At 50.7% G+C, this 20,445-nt stretch carries 14 protein-coding genes; 11 read left to right on the top strand and 3 right to left on the bottom strand.

Features of this window, described 5'->3' with window-relative positions; translation table 11 throughout:
• The 5 genes from LN737_RS23285 to nspC all read left to right on the top strand — a co-directional run bounded on the left by LN737_RS23285 (position 1) and on the right by nspC (position 4,673).
• Positions 1-1,215 carry a saccharopine dehydrogenase family protein gene (locus tag LN737_RS23285; protein WP_405512428.1) on the top strand — a complete coding sequence of 405 codons (1,215 nt, stop codon included), beginning with the start codon at positions 1-3 and terminating at the stop codon, positions 1,213-1,215.
• 77 nt (positions 1,216-1,292) lie between these two features.
• Positions 1,293-2,069 carry a hypothetical protein gene (locus tag LN737_RS23290; protein ID WP_405512430.1) on the top strand — a complete coding sequence of 259 codons (777 nt, stop codon included), beginning with the start codon at positions 1,293-1,295 and terminating at the stop codon, positions 2,067-2,069.
• A gap of 63 nt (positions 2,070-2,132) precedes the next feature.
• On the top strand, positions 2,133-2,963 hold the full coding sequence (locus LN737_RS23295; RefSeq protein ID WP_405512432.1) for a TonB family protein: 831 nt from the start codon (positions 2,133-2,135) through the stop codon (positions 2,961-2,963).
• Positions 2,964-3,054: 91 nt separating this feature from the next.
• A complete protein-coding gene (locus tag LN737_RS23300; RefSeq protein ID WP_405512434.1) occupies positions 3,055-3,507 on the top strand; it encodes an energy transducer TonB in 453 nt (150 codons plus the stop codon).
• 17 nt (positions 3,508-3,524) lie between these two features.
• Positions 3,525-4,673, top strand: a complete 1,149-nt coding sequence (gene nspC, locus LN737_RS23305; protein ID WP_405512436.1) for a carboxynorspermidine decarboxylase — start codon at positions 3,525-3,527, stop codon at positions 4,671-4,673.
• Between the two features lie 175 nt (positions 4,674-4,848).
• Here nspC and LN737_RS23310 read toward each other — a convergent pair whose 3' ends face one another.
• Positions 4,849-5,238 (bottom strand): HIT family protein, encoded by a 390-nt coding sequence (locus tag LN737_RS23310; RefSeq protein WP_405512439.1) that lies wholly within the window; start codon positions 5,236-5,238, stop codon positions 4,849-4,851.
• Positions 5,239-5,330: 92 nt separating this feature from the next.
• Positions 5,331-5,804 (bottom strand): transcription elongation factor GreA, encoded by a 474-nt coding sequence (gene greA, locus LN737_RS23315; RefSeq protein ID WP_405512440.1) that lies wholly within the window; start codon positions 5,802-5,804, stop codon positions 5,331-5,333.
• Between the two features lie 371 nt (positions 5,805-6,175).
• Between greA and fmt the strand changes: the two genes are divergently transcribed.
• The 3 genes from fmt to LN737_RS23330 all read left to right on the top strand — a co-directional run bounded on the left by fmt (position 6,176) and on the right by LN737_RS23330 (position 8,759).
• A complete protein-coding gene (gene fmt, locus LN737_RS23320; RefSeq protein WP_405512442.1) occupies positions 6,176-7,099 on the top strand; it encodes a methionyl-tRNA formyltransferase in 924 nt (307 codons plus the stop codon).
• 85 nt (positions 7,100-7,184) lie between these two features.
• Entirely contained in the window at positions 7,185-8,177 is a 993-nt protein-coding gene (locus LN737_RS23325) for a polysaccharide deacetylase family protein (RefSeq protein WP_405512444.1), read from the top strand.
• A gap of 75 nt (positions 8,178-8,252) precedes the next feature.
• A complete protein-coding gene (locus tag LN737_RS23330) occupies positions 8,253-8,759 on the top strand; it encodes a dihydrofolate reductase (protein WP_405512446.1) in 507 nt (168 codons plus the stop codon).
• A 63-nt stretch (positions 8,760-8,822) separates the two neighbouring features.
• On the opposite strand, the gene LN737_RS23335 is transcribed toward LN737_RS23330, so the two are convergent.
• Positions 8,823-9,908: an acyltransferase gene (locus LN737_RS23335; protein WP_405512448.1), complete on the bottom strand. Its 1,086-nt coding sequence runs from the start codon at positions 9,906-9,908 to the stop codon at positions 8,823-8,825.
• A 371-nt stretch (positions 9,909-10,279) separates the two neighbouring features.
• Here LN737_RS23335 and LN737_RS23340 point away from each other — a divergent pair, with 371 nt between their 5' ends.
• From LN737_RS23340 to LN737_RS23350, 3 genes are all read left to right on the top strand, one after another.
• Positions 10,280-13,627: a caspase family protein gene (locus LN737_RS23340; RefSeq protein ID WP_405512450.1), complete on the top strand. Its 3,348-nt coding sequence runs from the start codon at positions 10,280-10,282 to the stop codon at positions 13,625-13,627.
• A gap of 43 nt (positions 13,628-13,670) precedes the next feature.
• Entirely contained in the window at positions 13,671-18,017 is a 4,347-nt protein-coding gene (locus LN737_RS23345; protein WP_405512452.1) for a caspase family protein, read from the top strand.
• 95 nt (positions 18,018-18,112) lie between these two features.
• Positions 18,113-20,425, top strand: a complete 2,313-nt coding sequence (locus LN737_RS23350) for a tetratricopeptide repeat protein (RefSeq protein WP_405512454.1) — start codon at positions 18,113-18,115, stop codon at positions 20,423-20,425.
• Positions 20,426-20,445: the final 20 nt, after the last annotated feature.

Consider the following 20,445-nt stretch of genomic DNA (forward strand, 5'->3'; position numbering starts at 1 on the left):
ATGGCGAATGTGCTCATTATAGGAGCTGGTGGTGTCGGTAGTGTTGTAGCGCACAAGTGCGCGATGAACAGCGATGTCTTTACGACGATTATGCTGGCAAGTCGTACGAAAGCGAAGTGCGACCGAATTGCCGCTGAGATTCAGGAAATGCATGGCGTAACCATTCAGACAGCCCAGGTCGATGCCGACGTAGTCGCTGACATGGTGGCGCTGATCCAGTCGTTTAAGCCCGTGCTGGTTATCAACGTAGCGCTCCCCTACCAAGACCTGCCCATTATGGATGCCTGCCTGGAAGCGGGGGTTCATTACATGGATACAGCCAACTACGAACCGAAAGATGTGGCCAAGTTTGAGTATAGCTGGCAGTGGGCGTATAAAGAACGCTTCGAGCAGGCCGGGCTGATGGCTTTGCTGGGTTGCGGCTTCGATCCGGGCGCTACGCAGGTATTTACAGCCTACGCCAACAAACACTATTTCGACCGCATGGATTACCTCGACATTGTTGACTGCAATGCGGGAAATCACGGAAAAGCCTTTGCTACCAACTTTAACCCTGAAATCAACATTCGGGAAATTACGCAGCCCGGCCGGTATTGGGAAAATGGCGAATGGGTGGAGATTCCGGCTATGAGCATTCACAAACCGATCGAGTACCCGGCCATTGGTCCTCGCGAATCGTATGTGCTGTATCATGAAGAGCTGGAATCGCTGGTTAAAAACTTTCCGACACTGAAGCGGGCCCGGTTCTGGATGACCTTCGGACAGGCGTACCTAACCCACCTGGAAGTGCTTCAGAATGTGGGCATGACCCGTATCGACCCCATCAAATTTCAGGGCATGGATATTGTGCCGCTGGAATTTCTGAAAGCCGTATTGCCCGCGCCCGATTCGCTGGGGGAAAATTATACGGGCCAGACCAGTATTGGCTGTCAGATTAAGGGAGTGAAAGACGGCGAAGAGCGTACGTATTTCATCTGGAACAACTGCGACCATGCCGAAACGTACCGCGAAGTGCGCGGGCAGGCCGTTAGTTACACGACGGGCGTTCCGGCCATGATCGGCGCCATGCTGATGCTTACGGGCGTCTGGATGAAACCGGGCGTCTGGAACTGTGAAGAACTGGACCCTGACCCGTTTATTGAGCAGATGAACAAACAGGGGCTTCCGGTTAATGAGCGCGTCAATATTCCACTGCCGCATGAGTACCCGGCCTGATTAAAATACAAATCCCGCTATGTTATCAAGCGGGATTTTTCGTTACTTGGCTGATTATCCAGCAAAACCATATTCATATGAAATCCTTTACGTTGACGGCCCTGTTTTCTGTATTGTTTTTAGGTGTTTTCGCTCAAAAGCCTGATACCACAAAAACCCGTTCCGATCAGCAATACAACCCAAACGCTCAACGTAACGGCTACGAAACGTATCAGTCAACCAGTCAGATTGTCGGGGCGGGCCCTTACACCATGGTAAATACCATTGACCATCGCTACGAGGGGTTACGGGGTAGCCCCTATTTTTTGCCCGAATGGAACAAAGGGCAGATTGAAATGATGGCCGGGCAGAATTATAAAGACGTACCCATCAAGTTCGATGCGTATCGCCAGCAATTGATTTTACTCCGGACGTGGGTTGGCAGCGATTCTATAATTGTGAATTCCAGCCAGGTAAAATCCTTTCAATTCAACAGTTCTGACGGACATTTTTACGTATTCCGGCGGTTTCCTGGCGCAAAAACGGATGATGAATCCTTAAAAGAAGGGTATTTTCTGGTACTCTATCAGTCAAAGTCGGCACTGCTAAAACGGGTTGTGAAAACGTTCAGAAAAGCTGACTATAAAAACCCGTATTCAAACGACATCCGGTACGACGAATTCAAACCCGTATCGTCCTATTACCTGCTCAAGCCCGACCAAACGCTGGTTAAAGTAAAGCTTTCCGATAAGGCTATTATTGAATCGCTCGGCGATCGTAAGGAGGAATTAAATGCGTTTGTAAAGGCAGAAAAGTTAAACGTGAAAACCGAAGCGGACGCCATCCAGCTCATAACCAAATACGACGGCCTGTAACCGGTTTTGTGGAATCTGGCCGGTGTCGCCATCCATGGGGTATACAACAAACTCCATGATGCCATGCGTCACATGTCAACCCCTGAGTCGATTACGTTAACGTTCGACGACATTATTTTTCAAGCCCGCCATCAGGCATATGGCGCTTTTGACCTTCGCCAAAACTATCGACCGGCCCTTACCCGCGCATTGGGGGTAGGGGTCGGTTTGTTTTTGCTTGGCCTGTCCGTCCCAACGATTTATGGTCATTTTTTCAAAACAAATCAGTTGGTTGACGATCAGATAATGATCAGCGCAAAATTAATCAAGCTGCCGGATACACCCCTCGAAAAGCCAATCAAGCTGCCCCCCGTTGAGAAAGCCCCAGCCGTCAACACGGTACGCAATTTGCCCCTCCTCGTTAAGCCCGAAGCCGACGTAGTGGACGAAGTGCTCCCTCCTACTACCGACCAGTTGAAAGACGCTACGTCCGGTTCTGTAACCGCCGAAGGAACGGGTGTTGAAGAGGTCATCATGGCGCCCGAAGCCAGTGCACCAACTGTTCAGGAAAAAGCCGTTGAATTAGAAGCCAAACCCGATCTGCCGTTTGTGGCGGTTGAACAGATGCCTGAGTTTCCGGGCGGTATAGAGGCTCTTCAAAAATTTCTGGGCAATACCCTCAAGTACCCGAGAGCAGCGGCCGCGGCTGGGGTGTCAGGTCGGGTTTATGTGAGTTTTGTTGTTAACGCCGACGGTACGCTGACCGATTTGCAGCTACTGAAAGGAATCGGGTTTGGCTGTGATGAAGAAGCCATCCGGGTCATGCAGAAAATGCCCCGCTGGCGACCCGGTAAGCAGTCGGGCCGAGCCGTCCGGGTGAAGTTCAACCTTCCAATTGCGTTTACGCTGGAGTAATCGACTCGTTGGCAGCTATGCCATATCTTCAAGATATGGCATAGCTCAACTACTAGTAACTCAGCTACGGCGCAGAACAACTTTATTCACTATGCACACTCATTTTACTACGTATCGCCCGACGTTTATTTACACGTTAGCACTGTGTATCGGCTTGGTTCAAAGTGCTACAAGCTGTCTGGCACAATCCAGCCATTCGCCGGATTCAGATGTGTATCTGGTCGTAGAAAAAAATCCTGAATTTCCGGGCGGCAGACAGGCCTTGTACGACTACCTGCAACGTAACACTCAATACCCACCTGCTGCGATAGCGGCCAAAATCAAGGGCAAGGTTGTTACCTCATTTATCGTCGAAAAAGATGGTAAAATCACCCATATCGAACGAAGACTTGGCCTGGGGTATGGTTGTGACGAAGAAGCAATACGTGTTATCAACGACATGCCCTTATGGATTCCGGGCAGTCAATCGGGAGTGCCGTTACGGGTTCGGTATTCACTCGTTGTGTTATTCGGTATGGATTATCCCAAACGCAAAGGAGATTAGTTTTATACCTTTGCGGCATGAATACGAATCTGCTGCAAAACCTGGAGACAATCCCGTCCCCCTGCTTCGTGCTGGAAGAAGCCAAACTCCGTCGAAACCTCGAACTGATTGATTCCGTACAACGGGCGGCTGGCGTGACCATCATTCTGGCGCTGAAAGGGTTTTCAATGTTTAGTGCGTTTCCGCTGGTACGTGAATACCTGAGTGGCGCCACCGCCAGTTCACTCAATGAAATCAAGCTCGTCAACGAGTACATGGGCGTACCAGCGCATACCTACATTCCGGCCTACCGTGACGATGAATTTGATGAAGTGGTAGAACGTAGCAGCCATCTGACGTTCAACTCCTGGAATCAGTGGGAACGGTTTAAGCATCGGGTTGCAAACAAACCGGTCTCCTGTGGTATTCGGGTCAATCCGCAGTATTCGGAAGTAGCCACGGACATGTATAACCCCTGCGTGCCGGGTTCCCGGCTGGGTGCCACGCGCGACCAATTGCCGGATCAGTTGCCCGATGGCCTGGAAGGTATTCATTTTCACACGCTTTGCGAGAACGATTCCTTCACGCTGGAACGTACGCTCAATGCGCTCGAAAGCCGTTTTGGTGATCTGCTCCATCAGGCCAAATGGGTCAACTTTGGCGGAGGCCATCTGATGACCCGCGAAGGATACGACACCAATCACCTGATTGGATTGCTGAAGAATTTTCGGGAGAAATACAACGTGGATATCCTTCTGGAACCCGGTTCAGCCATTGCCTGGCAAACGGGCGTACTGATATCGACCGTTCTGGATATCATTGATAGTCAGGGCATTCAGGTAGCTATTCTGGATACGTCCTTTGCAGCCCACATGCCCGATACGCTGGAAATGCCCTATAAACCCCGAATTATCCATTCCTATCACGAACCGGTTGCCGATAAACCTACGTACCGTTTGGGCGGAATGACCTGTCTGGCCGGTGATTTTATGGGCGATTATTCGTTCGATAAGACGCTTGCTGTCGGCGACAAGCTGGTGTTTGACGATATGATCCATTACACAATGGTGAAAACCACTACGTTCAATGGAGTCAATCTGCCCAGTATTGGCGTCTGGAAAGAAAATGAGTCGTTCCAGTTAATCAGAACTTACGGGTATGAAAGCTTCAAGGATCGATTGAGTTAACGCGGCAGAGACATACCTTCTGCTGTAAATAGCTGCCGCTGGCGCGACAACAAAAAAACCTGCATGCAACATGGCCCGCAGGTTTTTCTAAGACAGCTAAAGGTGTACTGCCAGTGGCAGTTACGGAGTAAAATTACATAGATTCCAACGGGAAAACCAACACCTGTTTCAACCTTTACAGAAACGCCCGTATTTGAGCGGCTGTAGCGGCTAATTCATCCGGCGTCGGCTTTAATTTGTTGTGAAAATTCATATCGGCCATCGAATTGAGCGGAATCAGATGCACATGTGCATGAGGCACTTCCAGTCCAACGACGGCAACACCAATCCGTTTGCAGGGAACCGCTTTCTCAATAGCTGGTGCAATTTTTTTGGCAAACGCCATCAGCCCCAGATACAGGTCGTCGTCCAGATCGAACAGATAATCCACCTCTTTTTTCGGAATAACAAGCGTGTGGCCTGTAGCCGTGGGCATTACGTCCAGAAAAGCGAAGTAATCGTCGGTTTCAGCGATTTTATGCGCTGGAATCTCACCAGCCACAATACGGGAGAAAATAGAAGCCATGAGGATAATGGTAAATTATGAATGATAAAGGATGAATGATGCTGAGAATAGTATTTTCATTCATCTTTTATCATTCATAATTTATCATTTGTTTACCGTCCGATGTCAATTACTTCAAATTCCAGTACGCCAGCGGGCACTTTAATTTCGACAGATTCACCGACACGTTTGCCAAGCAAACCTTTACCGATTGGAGAACCCACCGAAATCCGACCGGCCTTCAAGTCAGCTTCTTCTTCCGAAACCAGTGTATACGTGACTACGGTCCCGTTTTTCTTATTCTTGATCTTTACGTTGGAAAGCACCGACACCTGAGAAGCATCGATGGTTGATTCATCCAGTACGCGTGCATTCGACAGCACTTCCTCAAGCTTCGATATCTTCAGCTCGTGCAGACCCTGCGCATCTTTAGCGGCATCATATTCCGCATTTTCACTCAGATCGCCTTTGTCGCGAGCTTCAGCAATCTGGCGAGCAATAGCTGCCCGGCCTTTGGTTTTCAGATCATTCAACTCCGCTTTGAGTCGATCGAGTCCCTCTTGGGTATAATATGAAATTTTTCCCATAATACTTAACTACTTACTCGTTTATTCACATTGGTTTGGGATGCGCCTTAAAAACAAAAAGAACGGTACCCCGACCGTTCTGCAACCAAATTGGCTTTCTTTGCAGCTGCGTCAGTGTCGCCGTCGGATATCCGAAGCGAACGGTTCTGAAAGATGATCAAAAGTTCGTCGCATGAGCGAGATCATTTATTGGCCAGTCAGTACCCCAACCAGACGCCTTTGTGGGACAAAAGTAAAAAGACTTCCCGGCTATTTCAACACATAACCACCAGGTTCTATAAAACGGCTATCGGTACTGGTTGGTTACTGGTGTCTGAGTTAATGATAAAATTTATCCGGCAATCACACAGCCAAAACCATATATTGAAACTATGCCTCAGCCGCTTCGTATTGTCTTTATGGGTACGCCCGATTTTGCCGTCACCAGCCTTCAGCGACTTTTAGGTGCAGGCTATCAGGTTGTTGCTGTGGTCACGGCACCCGACCGGCCGTCTGGACGTGGCTTACAGCTAAGGGCTTCACCTGTTAAAAAAGCGGCTGAAGCGGTCAATTTACCCGTTCTTCAACCCGAAAAACTCCGTGACCCCGCGTTTCTGGAGCAACTGGCCAGTTATCAGGCTGACTTACAAGTGGTTGTTGCTTTTCGAATGCTGCCCGAGGTTGTTTGGGCGATGCCTACGATTGGTACGTTCAATCTGCACGGATCATTGTTGCCGCAGTACCGGGGAGCGGCTCCCATCAACTGGGCCATCATTAATGGAGAGACCGAAACAGGGGTCACTACGTTTTTCATTGAAAAGGAAATTGACACCGGCCAGATGATTTTTCAGGATACAGAGCCGATTTACCCCGACGACACAGCCGGTACGTTGCATGACCGGCTGATGGAACGTGGCGCTGAGCTGGTGCTGAAAACCGTTCGGGCTATTGAGGCTGGTGAATATCCGCGTACTCCGCAACCGGTTTCCGATACCCTGAAAGCAGCTCCCAAACTCAGCCGCGAGACAACCGAAATCAACTGGAATCAGTCCGTCCACCCGATACGTAATTTTGTCCGCGGATTGTCGCCCTATCCATCTGCCTGGACACTGATCAATGGAAAATCGTACAAGGTATACGACGTTTCTATCGCCAACGAATCGCCGTTTGCGGCTGAACCGGGGCAGGCCTATTCCGACAATAAAAAAGCGATTCTGGTTCGGGCGGTCGACGGTTGGTTACGTATCGAATCGTTACAGGCGGAAGGCAAACGGCGGATGACGGCTGAAGAGTTTTTGCGGGGGAATCGTCTGTGAACCTGGATTTACACGATTTAAATGATTGCCAGAATTCGAATGATTTTGCTCGCGCGTATTTTCGTATTCCTAAATCTAACCATTCATGAAACGTCTATTTATCTGTCTGTTTCTTGCCCTCATCGGTTGTAGCGTTACGTATGCGCAAACCGAAACGTACGCCGAAAAGCTGGGCTTTCCCAAAGGGAAGAAGGTGGTTATCCTTCATGTCGATGATGCTGGCATGAGCTATGATTCGAACGTGGGGACGATGACTGCCATCGACAAAGGCATCGCTAATTCGACCAGCGTAATGATGCCCTGCGGCTGGGTACCTCAGTTTTTCGATTACCTGAAAAAGCACCCGGATGTAGATGCTGGCGTTCACCTGACGCTAACTTCCGAATGGAACAATTATCGGTGGTCTCCCTTGGTTGGCAAAGAGAAAGCGCCCGGTCTGTACGATGAGCAGGGCGCTTTCTGGCACTCCGTGGAGCAGGTTGTTCAACATGCGTCGGCCGATGAGGTCGAAGCAGAAATCCGGGCGCAACTGGCTCGCTATCGGGCATTTGGCGTTCAGCCCACCCACATGGATTCGCATATGGGTACGTTGTTTCAGCCCAAATTTTTGATGCGGTACGTAAAAGTGGCGATGGAGGAAAAAATCCCGATTCTGTTTCCCGGCGGCCATGCTTCTTTGATTATTAAAGCCAATAACGTACCTGCTGAGCAGCAGCAGTTGATCAAGCAGGTAGGCAAGCAACTCTGGGATGCTGGCTTACCCGTTCTCGATGATCTTGATGGCACAAGCTACGGCTGGACACTGCCAACTGAAATTGCCGCTACTGACGAGAACATCCAGCGGTATAAAACTCAGAAATTCATTGAACTTATCAACTCGGCTAAACCGGGGCTAATCTACATCATTATGCACTGTACAGCTCCGACATCAACGTTCGAGCAGATCAGCGGTTCAGGCCAGACCCGCAGGGGCGATATGCTTGCCATGATAGACCCGGCATTGAAAGCGTTCATCGATAAAGAAGGTATCATCCTGACTACCTGGCGAGAACTGGCAGAAAGAAGAAGAAAATTGTGAGTAAACGAGTGCCTGAATGATTGAATTACTTATCTAAACAATTCAACAACTCAATCATTCAACAAGTCAATCATTATGAAAATAAGTCTCATTGCTGCCGTAGCACAGAACGGAATTATTGGTCGCGACAACGACATGCCCTGGCATCTGCCCGATGATTTTGCGTTTTTCAAACGAAAAACCAGCCACCATGCCATTGTTATGGGTCGTAAATCGCTGGAAGCGCTCGGGAAGCCGTTACGCAACCGGACCAGCATTGTGATTACCCGCAACCCAACGTTTAAGACTGAAGGCGTAACCCTGGTCAATTCACTGGACAAAGCGCTTGCCGAAGCCCTAAACGTAGATAAGCAGCAGTATCAGACCAACGAGATCTTTATAATTGGCGGAGCTGAAATTTATAAGCTTGCTCTACCCATTGCCACTACGTTATACCTAACAGAAATCCATCAGGCTTTCGAGGGCGATACGTATTTTCCTGAATTCAATAAAAGTGAATGGCGGGAAGTTAGCCGAATTCCCCACCCGGCCGATGAGCGACACGCGGTTTCGTTTGATTTTGTCGAGTACGAGCGTGTGTAGGCAGTTCGACAACTTTTCGAAAAGTTGTCGAACTGCCTACTACAAATCCCTGAATTAAATCATCTAACTCACCAGCATAGGCTTCTGGGTAAGCTCGGCTGGTCGCCGTTTAGTTAGTGGGTGCTCGAAATAATGATACAGTAAGCCCGACAGCACTATCGTCACCACAATACCTACAAGCTTGGGCAACGCAGCGCCAAGAAGCGTGGTATTCGATACAAACTTATAAGCAAGCATCATAATGGGAACGTGGCACAGATAAATCGAATACGACCACAGCGAAATACGATTTATAGCCATACCTAAAATCCTCAGGTTTGGCCTGGGAATTTGAAGTGTCAGAGGCAATAAAAGTGCAGCTCCTAAAGGCGTAGACGTTAGCAAAAATGGGTGCGTCGGTAAATAAGTAGCCAGTGATTGCTCCGACAGGTAGCTCAGCCAGAAAGGCGCAGCCATGAGTATAATGCCAAAGCAAAACAAAAGCAGTCGTTCCGCACGGTCAAGTCGCAGGATGGTCAGCGCATACGAGAGAGCAATTCCGTACCCGATAGCGTCGAGTCGGGCCAGCGTTATTCCGCGAATATGATGAGCAGCCGGCGTTGTTAATAGATACTGACGTATTAACGTACAGCCTAGAATGATGGTAAGTATCGAAAAAACGTAGGCGCTATGCTTGGCAGGTATAAACCGGCTCAAACAAAATAGAATCAACGGAAACAGCAGGTAAAGCCACTCTTCAACCGCCAGCGACCAGGATACATTGAAAAAGTCGGATCGATGAGTGAGAAGATTAGTACCAAACCACAGGAACTTAACCAGATAGGAAAAGGATGGCAGTGTATGGTAGTATAGCGGGTGAAAAATAAGGTTGACAATCAGAAATAAATAGTAATTGGGTAGTGTCCGCCACCACCGACGCTGCCAAAAATTTAAAACTTGCGCACCACTCCATCCGTTGCTTTCCGAAAATGTTCGCCAGAGGATGCCACCGATAAGAAAGCCGCTGAGGGCAAAGAAGATTTCCACGCCCAGAAAACCTAAAAAATTCCATTTGTGAACAAAGTGACTAAGCAAAACGAAGAGGATGGCAAGAGAGCGCATCAAATCAAGACCAAAACTTCGGGAATTATGGGTAGATGCCGTGAACATATGAGGAAGAGGTGAGTAGTAAGAGGAATAAGCATTAAAAACTATATCTTATTCATATGACATCCTAATCCTTTGTCAATTAAAAAGATCTGATATTAGTAAGCGGTACTGTTTACCCGAAACCAGCCCATGCTACATTGAAATAATAGGTTCCGAAACCTGTAAGCCAGCTTGTTATCCTCCCTACAGAACCGTAACGTATTCAGTCAGATACGGCCAGCGTAGCCGATAAAAAGAAACGATAAAGGGCGCTTATCCCGAAAGCTACCGTATACTAAAAAGGTTAGACCAATCACGTAATAAAGCTTGCATTAGGCTCAAACTTTTAGCTGGTTACCTGACCGATTCGTATACCTATACCCTTTCTGAAAATGCCTACTGTATATGCCCTTCTGATTGCCATCAACGAGTATCCTATTCCCCAGCATCGGCTCAGTGGCTGCGTGAACGACATGCTCCTGATGGAAAACTATCTGGAAACTCATTTCCCTAAACAGCTCAAACTCCGGGTGTTGCAGGATGATGCGGCTACTCGTCAGGCGGTTATCGACGCCTTTACCCATTTCGATGCCGCTCAGGATGATGATGTTTGCTTCCTCTACTACAGCGGTCATGGTTCTCAGGCGGCTGCCCCTAAGGAATTCTGGACCGAATCCGATGGCATGAACGAATCCATCGTGCTGTACGACAGCCGTCTGCCCGGCGGACGAGACCTGATGGATAAGGAACTGGCATACCTGATCTGGAAAGCTAACCAGCAAAAGAATATTCATTTTGTGGCCATGATGGACTGCTGCCATTCGGGGCACAGCACCCGCTTTGCGGAAGCGGTGGATATCCAGGTCCGAATGGTCGAACCCTCGTTTACACCAGGGACGCTGGCCGACTACGTAGGCTACGAATCGTATCATAAAACGGAACACCCGGATGGTCAGTTAGAGGTAGCTCCACCAACGGGGCGGCATCTTCTGCTGGCAGCGGCCAAAAGCTATCAGACAGCCAAAGAAAAAACCATCAATGGCGAGCGTCATGGCGTTTTTACGTATTCGGCTATCGCAGCGCTGGAAGAACAGGGTGGGCGTATTTCGTACGACAGCCTGATTCAGCAGGCAACAATCCGGGCGGCTCAACTGGTCGATGCGCAGGCACCACAGTTGGAATCAACGCAGGCCGGGGTTGGCCGTACGTTGTTTCTGACGGGTTCCGAAACCCTGGCCGATTCGTGGCTCGTCAGCTTCGATAAAGGGCAGTGGTGGCTTAATGCAGGCAAAGTCCAGGGCATCCAGTCGGGGGGTAAACTAAGGCTGATTGAGCCAGAAACCGACATTACGCTGGGCGATGTAGCCGTGGCACGTAGCGCGATTGCTTCCGGCACCACCGATCTGGATACAGCTCAACAGTATCGGGTTCGGTATCAGCCACCGGCCGATCAACAGGTTCGGATCGCTGTCGGGCGCGATAGCGATCCAAAAGCTGAGTCTGCGCTAAGCGAGTTGCGAAAATCAACCTACGATACGTTCAGCCTGACCAATCAGGTGGCCGATGCCCGGTTTCTGATACGTGCCGGAAACGAAAAACTCTGGTTATCCCTGCCGACCAGTGGCAGTCCGCTTTTTCTGCCGGTAGACGGGTACGACAAAGCTGCTGTAGTAGATCTGGCCGATAAAATAGAGACCGTTATGCGGTGGCACAGGCTCCTGGATGTCAATAATCCACGCACGCGCCTACAGGACAAGGATGTTACCATTGAGGTGCAGCGAGTCACGGATTACGACGCGCCTACCGATGCGTCACCTTCCGAGTCGATTGTGAATCCGGCTGCTCCGGTAGCGTGTTATTACCGGTTTCAGGATGGCAACTGGCAATGGCCCTACATTCGGCTCAAGGTGACGAACAACAGCACCGAAACTCTGTATGTCAGCGGCTTATACCTGTCGGTTAACTACGAAATAAGCAATGCGTTCCTGCAAAAAGCGGAACTGGCACCGGGGCAATCGACCTGGATGACCTACGATAGCTCTCGCACGCTTCCACTCTTCATATGGCCGGATATGGAACAGTTTAAAGAGTTGGGAATCAATGAAATCACAGAACACATCAAACTGCTTATTTCGACCGAAGACTTTTCTACGGATCAGTACAATCAGGCAGGCATTGATCTGGTCAACATGCGTGATGCGCAGGACAAAGGCATTGGTCTTATTGCCCCGACCCGCCCAAAACTCCCCGACTGGACGGCGCGTACTGTTACGCTCAACATCATTTGCCCACCCGATTCAGCTACGGTTTCGCCCACGAAAGACGGGCTGGTTCATGGTCTGGTTATTAAACCGCACCCAACCCTCAGTGCCAACGTAACGCTCACCTCCGTACAGGATGCTACGCGCTCGCTGGGCAATGAGTCAGCCGTCAATGACGCTTTTCACCGTTTTTTCGACGACGATTTCTCCCAGCCCATTTCGTTCGCCCTCAATACATACACAGGCACTCGAGGCATGAGCAATTCGCCCGGTCTGAACGTAGTGGAATTAGTGGATGTTCAGGGCAGCGATTCCGTAACCCCCGAACATCCGTTTCAACTCGATGCATCCGCCTATTTGCAGGCCAATGAAACCCTCCTGCCCTTTGGCTACGACGAAGAGACAGGCCAGTTTTTCCCGCTTGGGTTCGAGCGGAAAGGCGTTGTTGAGGTGGAGCAGTTACCCCGCCCAACGGCCATCGGCGTCCGAAGCCTAGGCGGCTCCATCAAGCTGTTTTTCAAAAAGTTAGTCACGCCCAAACAGCCAACGGGCGTACTGAGTCTGGTCGTTGTCGACGAGCAGGAAAATGTGACGCGTATCCGGGACGATGAGGCCGATGGGCTACAAAAAATTACTGATGCCGTAGCAAAGGCAAGCCGGGTTCTGCTCTTTATTCATGGCATTATCGGCGATACAGAGGAGATGGTTAAAGCCGTACGACGGGTTAAATTCACGGCAACGGGCGACACAATGCTGACTCACTATGACGTAGTGCTGGCTTTCGACTACGAGAACCTGGACACCGAGATTCAGCAGACGGCCAAACAACTCAGCGATCGGCTTCAGGCGGTTGGCTTCAAGGCTACCGACGGTAAAACCTTACACCTGATGGCGCATTCGATGGGTGGGCTGGTGTCGCGCTGGCTGATCGAAAAAGGCCAGGGTAGCCAGTACGTCGATCATTTGATTATGCTCGGCACGCCTAATCATGGCTCCCCCTGGTCGGATGTCGAAGCGATGGTGGTGCCCTTGATTACAAAAGCCATCAATGGGTCGGCGCTCGTTAAGCCGTACCTGATTCCGCTGGCCCTGCTGGGGAAACAAGCCAACCGGATGTTTACGACGCTCCGTCAGATGCACAAGGATTCGGAGTTTCTGATCAGTCTGAACGACGGTACGATAGCCTCCGTGCCGTACACCATCATTGCCGGTAATACCAAACTAGTGCCTGTCGTCTACGAGAAAGATATGGCGCTTTGGCGCAAAATTTGGGTACGTTTCAAAGAGCGGGCGGCTTACACCCTGCTCGATACGTTTCTTTTTCACGACGCCAACGACATCGCGGTGCTCGTAACCAGCATTCAGGACGTAGCGGGCCCTCAGGTGGTAAAGCAGGTGCCCATCGCCTGCGATCACATCAGCTATTTCTGCGACGACGACAGCCTCAAATGCCTCGGCGAGTGCATGATAACGATCTAATTTTTGATTCACGCCCCATTACTATTGAACCCTTCCGGCTCTTATGAATCCTGAACCCACTCCCCTACCCAAACTGTACGCCCTGGTTGTTGGCGTCAATATGTACCGGGCCAATCTGATTGTCGACAATGTGGCCAGCTTTCCGGTCTTACACGGCTGCGTGGCCGATGCCGACAAAATAGCCAGCTACCTGAGCACCCAAACCGCTTTTGAGCTACATATCGAACGACTCAATAATGAACAGGCAACAAAGGCTGAAATCGTCCGGCTTTTTCAGGAGCATCTGGGACAGGCCGGCCCCGACGATGTAGTCCTGTTTTATTTTTCCGGACACGGTACGCAGGAACAGGCCGACTCGGTCTGGACGGAGGAAACGGACGAAGGGCTGGAGTGTATTGCCTGCTATTACGACGAAACCAGTATCGACAATTTCCGACTGGCCGACAAGGAGTTACGGTATCTGATCAATACCATCTGGCAAACAAAAAAACCGCATATCGTTACCCTGTTCGACTGCTGCCACTCGGGCGACAATACCCGCGCTATTGAGGTAGCCCAAACGGAATTTGCCAGTAAAAACCCTGTATCCAAACGAATTCCAATTGTTTTCGGCGCGCGCGACTGGTCGAAGTTCATTTTTGGCGACCAAATTAGCCGGAACGACATTAAGCAGAAGGGCACCAATGGCGCCCTGCCAGAAGGTGTTCATGTGCATATGGCAGCCTGCGATTCACACCAGTCGGCGGTGGAGGTGGGTGGCGAAGGCGTATTTACCAAAGCGCTGGTCAATATTCTCGACCGCTCCGAAGGACGTATCACCTACGTAGACCTGCAAAGTAAAGTGCGGGCTTATCTCCGTAACGTGTATGAACAGTACCCACGCTTTCGGGTTGCGGGTGGCTCCCATGGTTTATTGTACCGCACGTTTCTCAACCGGGCCGATGGTAAGGATGCCGCCTTACGGGGACTCATTACGTACAACGATGCGGGCTGGGCACTCAACAAAGGAGCGATTCATGGCATCGGCGCGTCGCATTCGTCGGTTACCGGCATCGACCCGTCGGGCCAGGTCCAGTCGGTACAATTTCGGGTGAAACAGATTTTCCCGGATTATACCAAATTGATTCCCGATCCGGAAAGCGTTGCCGAACCCGACGAAACGATCGATTATCAGACCCAGATTATGGGCATTCTGGCGCAAACGATTCGGGTTGGCTTTCAGTTGGAAGATACGCGCCGGGAAGACCGCGCCACGCTAATTGCACAACTCCAGACCCAGTTGGGCGATCGGCTGGAAGAGATTGATGAAGCCGATGAAATACCGGCCAGCGTAACCCGACAAGCGAATCCAGAAATCACCAGATCAGGCCAGCTGAAGGCCGATTACGTTGTGCGGGGACGTAAAGGGCAATATTATTTGACCTACCCCATCCAGGCTACTGACCCCGACGATGGCAATGCGTATCGGCCGCTGGCACTCCCTATTGAAGCCAACTCGTCCGACGCACTGGATGTCCTGACGTCTGACCTAAACCACGTGGCCCGCTGGGAATTTATCCGCCAGTTGACCAATCAGGATGCAGCCAATGGCCTGAAAACGAATCCACTTAACGTAAAAATCTGGCATTGCCCGCCCGGTGGTGTAGAGGAACTTGTTTCTATTAAGGCAGATTCATCGGCCAGGCTTAGCTGTACAAAAGCGGATGGCGTGTGGCAGCATCCGATGCGGGTCGAAATCACCAACGTATCAGACCTGGACCTGTACGTCAGCGCCTTGTATCTGACCATGAGCTTTGAGTCGTATTTGTCCCTGCTGCCCGATGAAGTTTTTCGACTGGAAAAAGGAAAGTCCATTGGTTTTGCCTACGATGGTCAAGCCGTAATCCCGTTTCGGTTGAGCGAAATCATATCGCTCTACAACTGGCCCGAGCGTGTGGAGTATTTTAAATTCATTGCCAGCACCGAACCCTTCGACCCGTTCGATATGCAGCTTGACCAACTGCCGGACCCGCTAACCCTGGCCGATCAGGACACACGTAGTGCCGGTACACGAAAAGGGCTGGGAATGCTTAAAAAGCCAGTGGTTCGCGGATGGACAACCCAAACCATTGCGCTGCACTGGCAGAATCCGGTATATAATCAGGTTGAACCGGCCACCATTCAGCAGATGCTCAACGATGAAAACCTGATGGATTTTGCCCTGGGGCTTTATTTCGAGAATGTGCCGGGTGCTGCGTTTCCGAATATTCAGCTAAAATCTATTCTACAGGACCTGACGGCAAACGTTCCGCTACGTGAAAAAGGGATTCTGGGTGAGTGGGGAATGGGCCTCGCTAACCGGATTGCCCGCGCCCGACGGAACCGGCGCTACCGGAAAACCCTGAAGAATTTTCCCAACCGTCTCAAAATTGTATCGGAAGGGGATTCGTGGTTTCAGCATCCGCTGGTCAGCGACACCATCGACCATCTGGCCGCTCATTACGCTATTTTCTGCGTTGCAGCCGCTGGCGATACGCTCCGCAACATGACCATGCCTATCGGTAACCCGCCCATTGAGGAATACCTGAAAGCCATTGACGAGCAGAACCCGCGCGTTTTTGTGCTGAGCGGTGGCGGCAACGACATTCTGGGTGAACAGTTCCGGCGGTACATCAAAGCGGGAGTCCCGGCGGGTTCAGCACCAGTGGCCTATCTTGACAACCTACTGGCCTCAGACCTGGATAGCCTGCAGGCTATGTATCGCACGATCTTTAAAACGCTGACTGACAAATATCACGACCTACAGATTCTGGTTCATGGTTATGATTATGTCATTCCGCTGAGTGTAACCAACAAAGGCTGGCTGGGTCGCTACATGATCGAAAAAGGTATTATGGACCAGCAAACCCGCAAGGGTATTCTGCATTATATACTGGATGCATTCAGCCAGCGACTAACTGCCGTAGCCCGTGAATTCCCAGCGGTTTCCTACATCCCCACACTGGGCACCGTACCCGATAATGAGTGGTACGACGAAATTCACCCCAACGGTGAGGGCTTTGCGAGAGTCGCGGAGAAGTTCAGGAGCCGGATTAACGAACTGGTTCTGGGTCAGCCTGATACCATACTGGAGAGCAGTCAGAAAGAGGATGGCCGGGGGTTCACAACGCCTACATCCCCATCGAACGGGAGCCACTTCCGAACACACACGACCGAATCGGCCGAGCGGGGCTTCGGCAGTAACAGCCGTGGCCAACGGGCCAAGCCACCAACGGAACGACAGCCGTTCTCGTTTGATTCTGACAGGAACGTAGCGGCTGCTCTGGCTATTGAAGCGGTTGTTCCGCAAACGGCGGGTCCGTCTGACCGAAGTGCGGATCTGCTGGAAGCAATGCCCCTTGATATACCCGCAGCTGCGCCACCCCCTCCCCCGACGCCACAGTCACCATTACGTTCGGGCCAACTCGATTACGATATTCCGAGTATCATGCAGGTCGGTAAATCGTTTCCCTGTGAGGTACGTATTGGCGATAGTCAGGTAGCGCAGACGTTGCTTAAAATAAGCGATAGCAGCGTGCGCGAAACCATCCGGGTTGGCGATGAAATGAGCGTCCGGCTGATTGATGGCTCCGGCGACGACTGCTTTGCCATTACTACGTTCAACAACGAGCGGCAGGCTATTTTTCCCGGCGAACCTACCGAATGGAAATTTCGGGTGAAGCCCCTAAAATCAGGTCAGTACCCCTTATTGTTACGGGTTACGATCCATGTAGGTGTCCAAAGCAAAGACCTGGATATTCTGGAGAAAGAAGTGATGGTAAACACTGACGGCAGCAACCCGGGCAACGACAAAATGGCCCGACGGATTCTGTTTCTGGCCGCTAACCCAAACGATACCCAGCAGCTTCGACTGGGCGCTGAGTCGGAAAAAATAAAGGCCGAACTCAACATGTCGACACACCGGGATGCGATTCTGTTTACCTCGAACATGGCCGTTACGCCCCAGAACATGACCCGCTATATTCTCAGGGAAAAACCATCCATCGTTCATTTTTCGGGTCATGGCAATGCCGACGGGCTGTGTCTGGAAACCGACGATGGTACGGTCAAACTGATCGGGGCCAATGCCCTGGGAATGGTTTTTGCCGCTTTTGACGGCACCGTACAGTGTGTGGTTATGAATGCCTGTTATTCCGCCGAACAGGCCGATGCAATTGCCCGATCCGTTCCGTACGTCATCGGCATGACACGGTCGGTACAGGACGCTGCTGCGCTGGCGTTTTCGGTGGGTTTTTATCAGGCTATTGGCGAAGGTGAAACCATCCCGAAAGCCTATCAGCTTGGTCTGGCGCAAATGGCCATGACTACGGATGGTCAGCAGGAAATACCGGTCTTGTTGAAAAAAGAATAAGTTGCCTGTCAGGATGCAGGGTATATGAATAGATAACTCCAGGCTTCGCCTTTAGCCATTAATTCTGCATCCTACTGTATACAGCCTGAATTGCCATGAGCGTACTGCCTGTTATTCTGAGCTACTTCGCGCAAAGCCCGGAGACGCCCCATCTGGCCATGCTGGAACAGGAGCAGGATACGATTCAGCTGGCCTGGGAAAGCGCTACCGATCAGCCGCAAAACCCGGTTCAGGTGAAATACGTAGCGCGCGGGCGTGGCTTATCGAAGCAGGATCAGATCATTCAGGATATCAAAAATTACGGCAACCGGATTGTCCTGTTTCAGTTCAGCGGGCATGCTGGCCCTAACGTACTGCAACTGGGCGATGGCGTAGGTAGCTCCGATGGTATTGCCAGCTTACTACAGGCGTATGCGCCTAATTTAAAAGTCGTGGTGCTCAACGGGTGCTCTACGTACGGACAGGTCGACCTGTTGTTTGAGAAGGGTATTCGCACGGTTGTTGCGACCAGCGCTCCCGTAAAAGACACATATGCCACCCAGTTTGCGATTTCGTTCCATCAGACGTTATGTGCTGGCAAATCCATTCAGGAAGCTTATCGCGATGCCATCCTTGCGCTACGGATAAAGCAGTTAGCACCAGGATACGTTCGCGAAGCCGTAACGACCCGGAGTATGCTTAATACATCGGGTATAACCAATAAATCTGAACCCGCCTGGGGGCTATTTACACAGGATACCGAAACGAGTAGTGTCAGCGATCCTTTCTGGTGGGCCCTCAGCAGTCAGCCAGACGCCAGGATGCCACCCGCTATCTTTTACGAAACGGCTCAGTACCAAGACCTGAAACGTCAGCAGGATGAGGCCAATAACGAGTACGCTGAGATAGAACAGGAGCTTGCCCAACACCCTGGATCAGCGTACCTCAACACCAGACGGTATAAGGTAGAGTCTACCCGGAATGAGCTTCAGAAAAAGATCAAGGTACTGGAAGAAGCCGTTTTGAGGCTGGCGGAAGAGTTTACCCGCTTTCCGCTCGATACAGAGCGTCTGCGCCAGGCTAAAATTCATTTTGATGCAGGTGAGTATGAAAAAGCCCGCGCTATTTTCGATGCAGAGACGGAGCTAATGAAAACAGAGTTAGACGCCCTGCTTGCTCAGCAGGATAAATTAGCCGTTCAATCTGCCGAAAACCAACAGAATTTACTGAACAAAGCGAACGAATACCTCATTCTGGCGCGGCTGACGACCACCAATTTTAGCTTGCCGGATCGATTTGAGCAGACGAAAACCTATTTTACCCTTTCGTTACAGGCCAACCGAAACCACACGAATTTATTTGCTTTTGGTAAGTTTCTTCAGGAAGAAAAACAGTTTGAAGAGGCTCGGCCGCTCTATGAGGAGGCTTTACCCATCAGGCGAAACCTAGCCCAGACCGACCCGGAAACGTACCAGTTTGAACTGGCGCAGGTATTGAACAATCTGGCCGCTTTATACGCGACCCTGGGCCAGTCAGACAACGTACTGGCGCTGTTTGAAGAAGCCCTGCAAATCAATCGGCAGTTAGCGGAGAAAAACCCCAGAACCTATCTGCCAGCCGTAGCGATGATTTTGAACAATCTGGGCTTTGCCGCCAGCCGCCGGGACGACGTAGCCCAGGCCGAAGCCTTTTACAGGGAAGCCCTGACGCTGTACCAGACAATCCATGAACGGGAACACGCCACAAACAAGGCGGTCTTATTGAATAATCTGGCGGATTTTTACAACGAACAGGATATAGAGTTGACTCAGGCCAGATCTCTTTACGAAGAAGCCCTCACCATCCGGCGGGAACTGGCACTGGCGACCCCGCGTCATCACCTGCCTGCTATTGCAAAAACGCTGAATAACCTGTCTATTTTACTGGGCAAGCTCAATCTGGGTGATCAAATTCAGGCTCATTACGAAGAAGCGCTAACGATCTACAAACAACTGGCAACGGTAGATCCAGCGACGTACCAACCCAAAGTAGCGTTGACACAGCATAACCTCGCCGATTATCTGGCCGATCAGAAAAAATGCGATCAGGCCGAGGCCCTCTTAACCGAAGCACTAGCCATCTACCAGCCGTTAGCTAAAACGAAACCCAATACGTACCGGCCTTACCTTGCCCAGGCATCGGCCAGTATGAGTGCTGTCTATCGGACGTGTATTCCGGATAAAGTGCGTTCGTTGAAGTACGCAGAAGATGCTCTATTCTACTCGCTTCCGTTTAAAACAACAAGACCCGCCGTGGTACAGGACGTGCTGGAAATCGTTCAGAAATGGGGGAGAACCCGGAAACGTTTCTTCAGCAAGTCATTCAGGAAAACGAGTCGATCCCTTAACAGCTGCCGCGTAAACGATGAGGGCTTCTTTACCGCTTCCTAAAAAACACTCGTTCTCTCGTA

The sequence above is a fragment of the Spirosoma sp. KNUC1025 genome, assembly GCF_045160025.1.
Classification (GTDB): domain Bacteria; phylum Bacteroidota; class Bacteroidia; order Cytophagales; family Spirosomataceae; genus Spirosoma.

Bases quoted from the DNA above. Each gene is read 5' to 3' on its own strand.
- fmt (WP_405512442.1), top strand. From the start codon at position 6,176: ATGCCTCAGCCGCTTCGTATTGTCTTTATGGGTACGCCCGATTTTGCC.
- LN737_RS23285 (WP_405512428.1), top strand. From the start codon at position 1: ATGGCGAATGTGCTCATTATAGGAGCTGGTGGTGTCGGTAGTGTTGTA.
- LN737_RS23300 (WP_405512434.1), top strand. From the start codon at position 3,055: ATGCACACTCATTTTACTACGTATCGCCCGACGTTTATTTACACGTTA.
- LN737_RS23325 (WP_405512444.1), top strand. From the start codon at position 7,185: ATGAAACGTCTATTTATCTGTCTGTTTCTTGCCCTCATCGGTTGTAGC.
- LN737_RS23345 (WP_405512452.1), top strand. From the start codon at position 13,671: ATGAATCCTGAACCCACTCCCCTACCCAAACTGTACGCCCTGGTTGTT.
- LN737_RS23340 (WP_405512450.1), top strand. From the start codon at position 10,280: ATGCCTACTGTATATGCCCTTCTGATTGCCATCAACGAGTATCCTATT.
- LN737_RS23310 (WP_405512439.1), bottom strand. From the start codon at position 5,238: ATGGCTTCTATTTTCTCCCGTATTGTGGCTGGTGAGATTCCAGCGCAT.
- LN737_RS23350 (WP_405512454.1), top strand. From the start codon at position 18,113: ATGAGCGTACTGCCTGTTATTCTGAGCTACTTCGCGCAAAGCCCGGAG.
- greA (WP_405512440.1), bottom strand. From the start codon at position 5,804: ATGGGAAAAATTTCATATTATACCCAAGAGGGACTCGATCGACTCAAA.
- LN737_RS23330 (WP_405512446.1), top strand. From the start codon at position 8,253: ATGAAAATAAGTCTCATTGCTGCCGTAGCACAGAACGGAATTATTGGT.
- nspC (WP_405512436.1), top strand. From the start codon at position 3,525: ATGAATACGAATCTGCTGCAAAACCTGGAGACAATCCCGTCCCCCTGC.
- LN737_RS23295 (WP_405512432.1), top strand. From the start codon at position 2,133: ATGCGTCACATGTCAACCCCTGAGTCGATTACGTTAACGTTCGACGAC.
- LN737_RS23335 (WP_405512448.1), bottom strand. From the start codon at position 9,908: ATGTTCACGGCATCTACCCATAATTCCCGAAGTTTTGGTCTTGATTTG.
- LN737_RS23290 (WP_405512430.1), top strand. From the start codon at position 1,293: ATGAAATCCTTTACGTTGACGGCCCTGTTTTCTGTATTGTTTTTAGGT.